Source organism: Stieleria sp. JC731, assembly GCF_020966635.1.
Classification (GTDB): Bacteria; Planctomycetota; Planctomycetia; order Pirellulales; family Pirellulaceae; genus Stieleria.
Genome location: NZ_JAJKFQ010000002.1, coordinates 418483 through 431360, shown reverse-complemented (window position 1 = coordinate 431360; position 12878 = coordinate 418483). Strand labels below are relative to the sequence as shown.

Below are 12878 nucleotides of genomic sequence, written 5' to 3'. Positions count from 1 at the left end.
TTTGGGGCAACTCGGCTTCCGGATTAGCCGATTGGGCGTTAGCCCCGGTTTTCCTGCGTAAACCGCCGCTAACGCGGTTCGGTTGATAGGGCGTCACCTCGGAACATGGCACTTGCCATCAGGCGAGCAAATCTTTGACGACATGACCATGCACATCGGTTAATCGAAAATCGCGTCCCTGGAATCGATAAGTCAGCCGTTCGTGGTCAAATCCCAATTGATGCAGGATCGTGGCTTGCAGGTCGTGAACATGCACCGGGTTCTCTGCGACGCTGAAACCGAGTTCGTCTGACTGGCCGTATTCGAATCCACCTTTGACGCCGCCGCCAGCCATCCACATGGTGAACGTGTCCGGGTAATGGTCGCGTCCAAGGATTTTGCTTTTCGCGGTGCGTCCTTCACGGAACGGGGTCCGACCGAATTCGCCGCCCCAAACAACCAGTGTGTCCTCTAGGAGCCCACGCCGTTTTAGGTCGGCAATCAATGCGGCGATCGGTTTGTCCATCGTCGCACATTTGTTGGTCAGCCCGTCGGTCAAACCGGTATCCGCACCGGTACCGTGGAAGTCCCAGCCCCAGTCGAACAGTTGCACAAAGCGAACGCCTGATTCGACCAGTCGACGGGCGAGCAAACAATTATTCGCGAGGCTCGATTCACCCGGTTTGGCACCGTATTCATCCAAAGTGGCTTGTGATTCCGAACTGATATCCATCACATCGGGAACCGATGTTTGCATTCGGTAGGCGAGTTCGTATTGGGCGATTCGAGTCAATGTTTCGGGGTGCCCCATCTGTGCCGCTTGCATTCGGTTCAGGTCGGCAAGCGCGTCCAAAGTCGATCGCCGTACGTCGCGAGGCATACCTGGAGGATCAGAGGAGTACAGCACCGGGTCGCCTTTGGATCGGCACTGAACGCCTTGATAAACCGATGGTAAGAATCCGCTGCCGAACGAATTCTTTCCGCCATTGGGTTGGACGCCGCTTGAGATCAAGACAACAAAGCCAGGCAAGTCTTCGTTTTCACTTCCCAGCCCATAGGTCACCCATGATCCCATCGAAGGGCGACCGCTGCGTGGCGAACCTGTGTAGACCAACAGTTCTGCCGGGGCGTGATTGAACTGGTCGGTATAGACCGAGTGGACCACACACATTTCATCGGCAATCGAATGAAAGTGCGGAATTGCGTCCGACATCCACATGCCAGATTCGCCAACCTGTTTCCATTGACGAGGCGAGCCCATCAGCTTTGGTGTTCCGCTGGTGAACGCGAACTCGCGACCGGCTAAGAACTCATCTGGGCAGTCTTGGTCGCTGCGTTTGATCAACTCGGGTTTGTAATCGAACAGGTCCAGGTTTGGAGGCGACCCGGTCATGTGCAGATAGATCACACGTTTTGCTTTGGCGGCAAAGTGTGGGGCTCGGGGAGCGAGCGGGTTAACCACGGTCGAATCCGCGGGATTGCTGGTGTTACCTGCCGGAGCGTCTTGGCTTAGCAACGATGATAAAGCGATCGCGCCGATTCCTGCGGTGGATTGGCGAAAGAAGTGACGTCGCGTTTTCAGTTGCAGTTGTTCTAGTTTGGGGTTCATCGCGTCGTTCTCCTATCGTTTCATCAACAGTTCGTCCAGGTTTAGCATGACGTTGCTAAACACTGTCCATGTCGCATATTCGGCCGCGTCTGCGTTGTCCGGCAGTGGCCCCAAAGGATCCGTCGCCATCCTTTTCGCTTCGTCCGGGTTGTCTTGATAGCGCTGGTAGACCTTATCGATCAGATCTCCCAAGCGTTGCTTCTCGTCAGGCGTTGGGTAACGCGTCAATGCTTTTTGGAAAGCGAAAGTGATCCTTTCGTCTCGATCGTTTGACATCGCGACGCATTGACGGGCGAAGGCTTGCGCCGCTTCGATGTATACGGGATCATTCAGCGTTACCAAGGCTTGCAGCGGCGTATTGGTACGGATCCTTCGCACCGTGCAGACGTCACGGTTCGGTGCGTCGAACTGGGCCATTGAGGGATAGGGATTGCTTCGTCGCCAAGTGGTATAGATACCGCGACGGAAACGGTCTTCACCTTCGCTTGTGCTCCAGTCGGTCGCCGAACCGAATGCGGCTTTCAGGCCCATGGATGGTTGTGGTGGCTTCGCGGGTGGGCCGGCAAATTTGTCGACCAGTAAGCCGCTGACAAACAATGCTTGGTCACGCACCATTTCCGCAGAAACTCGAAAGCGTGGTCCTCGGGCGAGCAATCGATTGGCTGGATCGCGTGTCACTTCTTCCGCGGTTGTGACGCTGCTTTGTCGATACGTTTCACTCATCACGATTTGTTTCAGCAAGCGTTTTAGATCCCATCCGTGTTCTACTAGATCAACCGCCAGCCAGTCGAGAAGTTTTGGATGTGATGGCAGTTCACCCTGTGAGCCGAATTCTTCGCTGGTTTCGACAATGCCGATCCCAAAGAGCTGTTCCCAGTGCCGATTGACAATGACTCGCGCGGTAAGCGGATTGTCAGGCGAAACCAACCAATGTGCGAGATCCAACCTGCTGGGGCGATCTTCACAATCGAGTTGGTGAAATGCTTCCGGTGTTCCCACGTCGACGGTGGCTCCGGTGCTTTGGTAGTTACCGCGAATCTGGATTTTCGTTTCGCGGCGTTTGTCAGCCGGGAGTTCGCTCATCACGGGAACCGTTGTGATCGGCTTTAGCTTGGCCAAAGACTGTTGGGAATCGCGGAGCTGGTCGCGAATTGGCTGAAGCGAAGGCGCGATTGAGCGAAAGAACTCGCGAGCGATCTGGGTCTCTTCGGGTTTCCACTGATCGCGAGACTTATTGGCAAGCTGTTTGACTTCTGGTGATAGCTTTAGCCAGCCGTCTAAGTCGGCGCGGTCCGTCGTGTTGATGCGGAAGTGGTCGAGCAGGTGATTTCCATATTTGGACTGCTGCTTGATCGTTACGCGAAGCGTTCCCGATCCGTTATTAAGAGCTGACTTGAAGGCGAGTGACATCTGGTGAGCTTCGCCCATCTTCGGTGAAATTGCCCAACCTTTGTTTGCGTTTATCTTGCGGCCAATTGTGGTGGATGCAGGAAAGCCATCCTGTTCAAAGTCAGCTGCGGCAAAAGCAAACGCGAGCGGTTTTGACTCTTTCTTTGATTCGCTATCGGTTGGTTGCGGAATGAATTCGGCAACGACTTGTGAAATGACAAAGTTTGATTTTTGCTCGGGGGAGATTTCGATTTGAAGTCCGGCAATCGATTGTTGATCGATCGGTAGGGTAACGACATAGTCGTCTTTAGCTGGCTTTTCACCGCTGGCGTGAATCCATCCGTCGTCGTCAATGGTCGTCGTGCGATTCGCTTCGATAGTGGCTGGAGCTAGGGCGGTCCATTGCGGAGCTTGTGATAAAGTATCTGCCCATTGTAGGAACTCGTTTTCGAGTTGATCCGATGGCTGACGGTACTCCTCTTCGAGTCGACTAACCGTTGCCTGCAGTTGTCGCTTTTGCTGCTCGACCGCGTCGTTCCAGATTTCGATCGTGGGGCTTTCGTCACGACGATCGGCGTCGGCAGTGTTGTTGAAGAAGGCAAAGAACTTGAAGTATTCTTCCTGAGTGATCGGATCATACTTGTGGGTATGGCATTGTGCGCAAGCCATCGTCGTTCCCATCCAAACGGCCATCGTCGTGTTGACACGATCAACGATTGCGACGTTGCGAAATTCCTCGTCGTTCGTGCCGCCTTCGTTATTGGTTAACGTGTTGCGATGAAATGCGGTCGCAATCAATTGGCGATCGGTCGGATCATCCAGTAAGTCGCCGGCAAGCTGTTCGATCGTGAACTGATCAAAGGGGAGGTTGCTATTGATCGCGTCAACGACATAGTCGCGATAGGCCCAAATGGTCCTTGGGGGATCGTCGGCGTAACCGGCCGAATCCGCGTAGCGAGCTAAGTCCAACCAGACACGAGCCCAGCGTTCGCCGTAGGTTGGGCTGGCAAGCAGTCGATCGACGTATTTTTCGTACGCATCGACATCGGTATCGAGCGCAAATGCTTCGGCCTGTTTCCATGTCGGCGGTAACCCGGTCAAATCAAGCGAGACACGACGTGCCAGTGCAAGTCGGTCGGCGCGAGCTGCCGGTTGCAAGCCAGAGGACTCCATTTTAGAGAGCGTGAAAAAATCGATAGGCGTGGCTGGCCAATCGAGTCGTTTGACTGACGGTAGAGCCGGACGCGTTGGTTTCTGATACGACCAGTGCATGTCGTATTTTGCACCTTGCGAGATCCATGCTTTCAGCAATGCGACCTCGGATTCGGTCAATCGACTGCCCTTGTCGGCAGGAGGCATCAGCATGTCGTCGTCATCAGTCGTGACGCGTGCGATGATTTCGCTATCTTCAGGTTGGCCCGGTATCGCTGCGGCGTACCCGCCAAGGTCTTCGTGGGCGCCTTCGGCAGTGTCTAAACGCAAGCCGGCAGCGCGTTCCTCTTCATCGGGGCCGTGGCAAGTCACGCATTTTCCAAACAGAATCGGGCGGATGTCACGATTGAAATCGATCGGTTCGTCGGCTGATAGCTGGACGGGCATTCCGGAAAGGAAGCTACCGATTGCAAAGGCAACAAAATAGGCGAGACGGTGCATCGTCATTGCTGGCAGAAATCGCGAGGACGGCAAATGAGGCGGGCGAGTATCAAAGGCGGGCGCGTTCACGGTCCAAAATCTGGTGGTCGTGACAGCGGGAACCCGAGTCGGCTCCAACCTGGATGATAACCGATTGCGGAAGATTCCCCTAAGTATTTCTTGTCCGTTGCTCCTCAAATCACCATTGCGAGGGGCGAGCTCGTCAGGTTTGACGCTACTCAAGTTTTTCTGGTTGGGCGAAACGTTGGCACTCGATCGCGATTGTCGATGCGGTGATGATGGCCGAGCGTGGTACCGGTGAAGCGGTTAAACTGTTCGCTGCTCCGTCGGCAACCCGAGTCGAAGATCGTTGCTTGCCGCCGATTGGTCACAATTTTCGAAGACTTTGTTTTCAGAGTTAAAAACGTGACTGACTCTGTTCTGCACTTTTCCTACCCCCTTCCTTTCCGGTCGAGCTTTCTGCCGTGAACACAATTCTGTCTTCAGCAGGCTTTTTCAAGCGAGCTGGCTTTTCAGCGTTGCGATTGCGATGCGTCACCGTTGTCGTGACTTGTCTATCGCTGGCGAGTTTTCAAAACATCCAAGCGGACGACTTTCCAGAAATCTACAACAACGAAGCCGACCGCGACGCTTCACCGATGCCGGCCGAAGAGGCAGCAAAGGCGATGGCTTTGCAGGCAGGGTTTTCGTCGACGGTATTTGCCAGTGAACCGGAGGTACAGAATCCGATTGCGATGGCATGGGACGATCGCGGAAGAATGTGGGTCGCGGAGAACTACACGTATTCAGATCGCAATCAGCATTTCGATCTCAGTCTGCGCGATCGCGTTGTGATCTTGCACGACGAAGATGGCGACGGAAAGTCTGATTCGCGAAAAGTCTTCACCGACAAAGTTCAGATGCTAACCAGCGTCGAAACTGGCCGAGGCGGTGTCTGGTTGATGTGCCCACCACAGTTGTTGTTCATTCCCGATGCGGATCAAGACGATGTGCCCGATGGCCCGCCACAGGTTGTACTGGATGGCTTTACGGTTGCTGACGCGAACTACCATAACTTTGCCAATGGCCTGCGCTGGGGACCGGACGGTTGGTTGTACGGTCGCTCTGGACACTCGTGCCCAGGCGAAATTGGGCTACCGGGAACGCCACAAGAAAAACGTGTGCCGATTGATGGTGGCATCTGGCGATACCATCCCGATTGGAAAACGGTCGAAGTCTTGACCCACGGGACCGTCAATCCGTGGGGGCATGACTGGGATGCCGACGGCGAGCTGTTCTTTATCAATACCGTCATTGGTCACCTGTGGCACTGCATGCCAGGGGCGCACTTCATCGAGTCGTTTGGCGAAAGTCCCAATCCCTTGGTTTACGAACGATTGGATATGATCGCCGATCACTATCACTACGATCGCAACGGGTCATGGCAGGAAAGTCGCGACGGCGCGGCAAATGAACTCGGTGGAGGTCACGCACACATCGGCATGATGATCTATCAAGCCGGGAAGTGGCCCGTGCAGTATCAGAACAAACTGTTCACATTGAACATGCACGGTTTGCGATGCAATGTGGAAACGCTACGACGCGTCGGTGCAGGATATGTCGGCAGCCATGAGCCAGACTTTTTTATCTGTAAAGACCCTTTCTTTCGCGGTCTGGAAATCAGTACCGGTCCCGATGGCGACGCCTATGTATTGGACTGGAGTGATACCGGCGAGTGCCATGACCATACCGGTGTGCACCGAACTAGCGGTCGGATCTATAAGATTCGCTATGAAGGCGCACCCGATCTTCAAACGCCACTGACCAAGCCTGCTTGTCTCACCGGAACGGGGCCACTGCACAACCTTTGGCGTGACTACATCGCCGGGCAAACTTCGCCAGAGCGATTGCGCTCGCTTCTGACAAACGAGGATGAGCACCTGCGGACTTGGGCCATTCGGCTGCTAACTGACCGTTGGCCGCTGGATACGTTTCGAGGGCCGATGAAAGACACCGTCTATCCCGATGACCCACAAACCCGCCAAGCTTTTATCGAACTGGCTGCCAATGACCCTTCCGGGCTGGTCTTGTCAACGCTGGCGTCGACGCTACAGCGTTTGCCTGTTGATCAACGATTGTCGTTGGCCATTGAATTGATTCGTCGCGACGAATTTGCAAGCGACCGCGATTTGCCCGCGATGATTTGGTTTGGGCTGATGCCGGTTGCAGATAGGTATCCCGAGCAACTGGTCGCTGCGATATCAGATTGCAGGATCCCCAAGATCGTTCGCTGGTCAACTCGGGCGGTCGCTACAAAAGTCGGTGAGCATCCGTCCGCACTGAATCATCTGCTGACGCTGGCGAACTCATTTCCTCTTTCCATGCAGCAACAGGTTCTCGCCGGAATGGGTGAGGCCTATGAAGGCTGGCATAAAGTCGACGTACCTGATTCCTGGTCGACCTTTGCGAAGTCCAAGGCGGCGCAGTCGGACCCGCAGTTGGTCCGGCGATTGAATTTGTTGTTTGGCGACGGTCGGGCTCTTGATGAACTACGTGACTTGGCCAAGTCGTCACGCACGCCGCTGAAGACTCGAGTGTCGGCGCTTCAATCGCTGATCGATGCCAAGCCAAGTGATCTGCGTCAAATCTGCGAGTCGCTGCTCGATCAGCGTGAGTTGAACGCGGTCGCTGCGAAGGGGCTTTCACAATTCGATGATCCTACGGTGGGGATCAAGTTGACTCAGATGTATCGTCGTTTTCATCCCAATGACCGTCCCGCGGTGATCGAGATTTTGGTTTCGCGTCCGAGTTTCGCGGACGCGCTTTTGGACCGGCTTGATGCAGATCGGAACCCTATCGATCGCGGCGATGTCTCTGCATTTCATGCGAGACAAATCATCGCGTTTGGCCAGGATGACTTGACGAAGAAACTTGCCGAACGTTGGGGGACGTTGCGTGATTCACCCGCGGACCGTCGAGCCAAGATCGACGACATGAAAGCGTCATTGACGAAATATGAACTGTCAAACGCGAACCTTTCGCAAGGTCGAGCCTTGTTCAAGAAGACTTGCTCGCAGTGCCATCGGTTATTCGGCGAAGGCGAGAATATTGGGCCCGACCTGACCGGCGCTCAGCGATCTAGCTTGGACTATCTGCTTGAGAATATTCTGGATCCGAGTGCCGTCGTTGGGAAAGACCATCGGATGTCAATTGTCTTGCTCGACGATGGTCGGGTGCTGAACGGGTTGGTGGTTTCCAAGAATGAAAAGACGTTGGTGATTCAAACGCAATCACAGAAAGAGACTATCTCGATGGATTCGGTCGAGCAGATCCGTGTGACACCGTTGTCACCGATGCCTGATGGATTGTTGACAACACTTTCGGATGAGCAGGTTCGTGATCTGATCGGGTACTTGATGAGTCCGACGCAGGTTTCCATGCCTTAGGGGGAAGTGGTTGAGTGAGTCGGCACGTCGGAGCGTGCCGGGTACTATGTCGAAAGTACCCATCACAGTCTCTGTGATGCCGGGCATGGTTTTTCGGGTGGTGGTTATAGCGTTGGAGTCGGCACGACGGAGCGTGCCGGGTACTTTAAGACATCCTTAAGAGATGATGTCGGTGACAACGTTAGGTTCTTCGACACCGGTGAGCCGCTCTTCTAATCCGCTGCGAACAAAGAATAGCTCTTGGTGATGAAGCCCCAGTAGGTGCAAGATCGTTGCGTGAAAGTCATGCACGCTAACAGGATTTTCGGTCACCTGGTGTCCAAAGTCATCGGTGGCTCCATAGGCCATGCCCCCGCGGACGCCCCCGCCCGCCATCCAGCTTGTGAACGCTTGCATGTTGTGATCGCGCCCGGTGTAAATATCGCCCGTCTTTTGCGTTGTCGGGGTGCGCCCAAATTCGCCTCCCCAGATCACCAGGGTACTGTCCAGTAGCCCGCGTTGTTTTAGGTCTTTCAGCAAAGCTGCAACGGGACGATCGGTTCTTTCACAGGCCGCGCGATGATTGGGGCCTAAGTCAACATGGCTATCCCAAGGCTGCTCTTCCAAGAATATTTGGATGAATCGAACACCGCGTTCGACGAGTCGCCTCGCCAGCAAGCAACGTCGCGCGTACGAGTCGGTCGGAGCTTTGTCGATCCCATACATCTCCCACGTTTGACGACTTTCACGAGACAAATCGAGAGCCTCGCTTGCTGAAAGTTGCATCCGCGCGGCCAGTCCATAGGATTCAAGACGCGATTCTAAGTTCGGTTGGAAAGGGCGTTGCCGTTGGTGGATCTGATCGAGTTGCTGGAGCAGTTGCCGAGCGCTTTGGGTGACCGGTGATGGTTGGTCATATTGCGGTTTTAGGTGCAGGATCGGCGATCCTGTCGGACGAAACGGTGTGCCCGCGTAGACCGGGGGCAGGAATCCGGATGTCCAATTGCGCGTCCCGTTTTTAGGCATCCCCAACGGATCACTAAGCACGACATAGGCAGGCAAGTTTTGGTTTTCAGAACCCAATCCATAAGCCGTCCAGGCGCCGAGCGTTGGGTAGCCCATGAACAATCGGCCGCTGTGGATTTTGTATAAGGCGTTGTCATGGTTGGGATGATCGGTCCACATCGAGTTGATCATGCACAAGTCATCGGCCATCTTTGCCGTATGCGGCAGCGGGTCAGCCATCCAAAGGCCGGACTGTCCATGGCGATCAAACCGATATCGGCCTCCCATCATCACACCGATGCCGGTGGTGCCAAAGTTGCCGACATCTTCGGGATTGCCGGGATACGGTTTTCCGTCCATCCGGTTTAAGACCGGCTTGGGATCGAATAAATCCATTTGGCTAGGCCCGCCGTTCATGAACAACTGAATAACCGCTTTGGCCTTCGGCGGATGATGGGGCGACTTTGGACGAAGGTTGTGGCCGCCGGGTTCTGGCTGCGGCTGATGGATCAGTTCATTCCCAAGGACCTGCGAACGGCCGATGTAGTCATCGCATAAAAGCTGTGCCAGCGCTGCTCCAAGAACACCCTCGCCAGCTCGGGAAAACAATCGCCGACGCGTCAGGGTGGGATGCTTTGATGGGGACACTGAATTACGTGGTTTGTGTAATGAAGATTTTGCTAAGCGAGAACGTTGGCGAGCGGCAGAGACAGGTCAACGCTAACGTGCGAATCGATAGACTGAATTAATCGACATACAACGCGGCTGCAGAATTGAACAACGTATGACAATAGGTCTCCAAGGCATTTTGCCGATCACCATCGGAAAGGTTTTCCAGCTCTGTAATCGTTTCGATCGAAAGCCGCATCTCGTCTTTGCTGGGGGACCGGGAAAGCAACATCGCGTAGGCTGTTGTGATCTGCGATCGGATGTCTTTGGGGGAGTTGATTTGAACACGATCAGCGAATGCCTTGGCGAGTTCGTAGACTTGGCCGTTATTCATCAACATCAACGCTTGTGGCGAGACAACTGAAACGTTGCGCGTGAGGCAATTGGGGCCCATCGGCGGATAGTCGAACGTGTCCATCATCGTCGGGATTTCTGTTCGGCGAAATTGTAGATAGACGCTGCGTCGCCACATTCGATTTTCAGTGGGATCGACGCTGACCAAGCCGTCGCGATCGACGGAGACGGTGTCCGGAATGCCTCCGGCACGCTCGTCTAATTTTCCGCTGACGAACAGCAGCGAATCACGCAATGCTTCGGCATCGAGACGCCGCATATTCATTCGCGATAAGAATTTGTTTTGTGGATCAGCTTGGTGAAGCTGTTCGTCAACTCGGCTGGTTTGTCGATAGGTTTCGGAGTTCATTATCAGGCGATGAATCTGTTTGACGCTCCAACCGTTTTGGACAAACTGTGTTGCCAACCAATCAAGTAGTTCGGGGTGAGACGGAGGCGGGCTTTGCCGGCCGAAATTCCCCAAGTCTGTGACGATCCCGCGACCGAAATGATGGTGCCAGATTCGGTTCACCATGACGCGAGCGGTCAACGGGTGGTCGGGGTTGGTAAGCCATTGTGCGAAGGCCAAACGCCGTCCCGTTTTTGCCGTTCCATTGGGAAAGGGAGGGATCGGAGTGAATTGGGTTTTTCCATCGGTTAGGACTGCCGGAACACCTGGCCCGACCAAACGCCCCGGTTTGGTGTGTTCGCCACGTTGCAAAAGATAAGTCGGTGAAGGTCGCCCCTGATCCCAAAGGGCACGGATCTGCAACGTCGGTGCCATCTGCTGCCGGATTTGGTTGATTTGTTGACGAAGCGATTCGATCGTTTGTCGTCCTTGAAGAACCGATTCGGGTTGCTGATCGTCGGGCAGTAATTCTGCTTGCTGAAGCTTTTCGACGAGAGTTCGTTGTGGCAATGTACGATTGTTGTCTGCGATTCGCAGTGCCTTGATCGTCGTCTCGTTGTCCTGCTCCGTCTGGTCCGGATAGTGATGTCGAAGCAGGTCGAGTTGGACTTGTTTGACGAGCGCCTTCTGTTGCGATTGCAGGCGTTTGACTTGCTTTTCAAGAGGCGGGTTGATCCTAGCGGCCAGTTCACGTTGTTGTTCTGTGCCGAGGTTGATCTTGCGAGTCTTGAAGCTATGCCAGTCGTGCTCATCGAGAGCACCCTGAAAGATGGCTTTCAGTCGATAGTAGTCGCGTTGAGGAATGGGGTCGTATTTGTGTGAGTGGCAGCGTGCACATTCCATCGTTAGCCCCATCAACGAAGTGCTAACTACATTGATCGCGTCACCAATCACTTTTAACCGTTCGGGAACGAAGTTCATCGTCCGTGATCCTGTTTCGTCGATGCCCATTCGTAGAAAGCCAGTTGCGATCAAGTGATCGACCATCTCGTCGGTGATCTCGGTCGCGTTTTGGTAGTCAACCAATTCGTCGCCAGCGAGTTGCTCGATGAGAAACTTGTCATACGGTTTGTCTTCGTTGAATGCCCCGATGACATAGTCTCGGTACTTCCATGCCACTGGTCGCAAGGGGTCTGCAGAGATGCCGCCTTCGGAATCCGCGTAGCCAGCTAAATCAAGCCAGTAGCGTCCCCAGCGTTCACCATAACGAGGCGAATCGAGCAGCTCATCGACGAGCTGTGCATACCAATCATCGGCAGGATTGTTGCGCCAGCGATCGAGGTCCTTTAGTGTCGGTGGCAGGCCGATCAAATCAAAATACGCTCGTCGAATCAGCGTGTCGCGATCGGCTTGTTTAGAAAGCTGTAGCCCTTGCTCGTTCAATCGGTGCTGAACAAAGCCGTCAATCGAGTCGTGTTTCCAGTTTTCTGTTTCGTCATTGATCTTCTGGAACGCCCAGTGTTGGCGATCAGAATCGGTTACCAATGCATCCGTCGTTCCGTCAGCGACATCGGGCTCGATCGGCAGTTCGACTGCACCCTGGGCGATCCATTCACGAATGGTTGTCGTTTCAGCTGATGATGGGCGACGAACAAAAAACTTTAACAGTAGGTCGCTTGGAGGACAGGCTTCGCTTTCGATTCGTTGGATCATCAAGCTGTGATCTGGATCGCCAGCGATGATCGCCGGTCCGGACGTGCCACCGGTTTTCATTGTTTCGACCGTTCGCAGGTCCAGTCCGCCATCGATCCGCTGCGCGCCATGACAGGTCACGCAGCGAAGCAACACGATCGGCAAGACGTCGTGCTGATTCAGGGCGGCATCGCTGTCATCGGCCAGTTCGGCCAAGTCAACCGATTGAATCCAATCACGCAGGACGGACTTTTGATCGTCGGTCAGTGGAGACGCACCATCTGGAGGCATCTGGTCGCTTTCGACCAAATACCAAAGTAGGCTTTCATCGAGAGTTTCGCCGATCGCAGGATCGCCCGATTCACCACCGGTTCGAATACCGGCAAGAGACGCGAGGTTCAGTTCACCCTTTTGAACTCGGTCGCCATGACATCGTTCGCATTTCTGTCCAAGGATGGGCTGAACGTCGCGAATGAAGTCGGGTGCCTTGGCGTTGGTTGATGTTCGGTCTTCGGCGACACTGATCGAAGGGATCAACGCGGCGAGGAGGAGCATCAGTGCGACTGGGGCACGATGACGGTGCATGGTGTTGGCTTGAAGCGGCGAGGCTCTCGATGCAGTGTCGTTCGTCGGCGGAATGCCGCACTGCTTCGATGAACTGGGGTGAGGTAGGACAGCCCCAGTCTAGTGATGCTGCAAATCAGGCACAAGTTTTTTCACAACTGCCGACAACACGGTTTCTTCGAACAGAGATCTGAACGAGTGAAACGAGTACGTTGATGGTGGACTGACAACG

General features: G+C 54.5%; 5 protein-coding genes. 1 reads left to right on the top strand and 4 read right to left on the bottom strand.

Going from position 1 to position 12878, the window contains the following annotated elements; all coding sequences use genetic code 11:
• Window positions 1–118: 118 nt before the first annotated feature.
• Both LOC67_RS07300 and LOC67_RS07295 read right to left on the bottom strand, forming a co-directional pair.
• Window positions 119–1588 (bottom strand): DUF1501 domain-containing protein, encoded by a 1470-nt coding sequence (locus tag LOC67_RS07300; RefSeq protein WP_230261875.1) that lies wholly within the window; start codon window positions 1586–1588, stop codon window positions 119–121.
• 12 nt (window positions 1589–1600) lie between these two features.
• Complete coding sequence (locus tag LOC67_RS07295) at window positions 1601–4630, bottom strand: PSD1 and planctomycete cytochrome C domain-containing protein (protein WP_230261874.1); 3030 nt, start codon at window positions 4628–4630, stop codon at window positions 1601–1603.
• 464 nt (window positions 4631–5094) lie between these two features.
• Between LOC67_RS07295 and LOC67_RS07290 the strand changes: the two genes are divergently transcribed.
• Window positions 5095–8055: a PVC-type heme-binding CxxCH protein gene (locus LOC67_RS07290; RefSeq protein WP_230261873.1), complete on the top strand. Its 2961-nt coding sequence runs from the start codon at window positions 5095–5097 to the stop codon at window positions 8053–8055.
• A 156-nt stretch (window positions 8056–8211) separates the two neighbouring features.
• Here LOC67_RS07290 and LOC67_RS07285 read toward each other — a convergent pair whose 3' ends face one another.
• On the bottom strand, window positions 8212–9687 hold the full coding sequence (locus tag LOC67_RS07285) for a DUF1501 domain-containing protein (RefSeq protein WP_230261872.1): 1476 nt from the start codon (window positions 9685–9687) through the stop codon (window positions 8212–8214).
• A 97-nt stretch (window positions 9688–9784) separates the two neighbouring features.
• On the bottom strand, window positions 9785–12667 hold the full coding sequence (locus tag LOC67_RS07280; protein WP_230261871.1) for a PSD1 and planctomycete cytochrome C domain-containing protein: 2883 nt from the start codon (window positions 12665–12667) through the stop codon (window positions 9785–9787).
• Window positions 12668–12878: the final 211 nt, after the last annotated feature.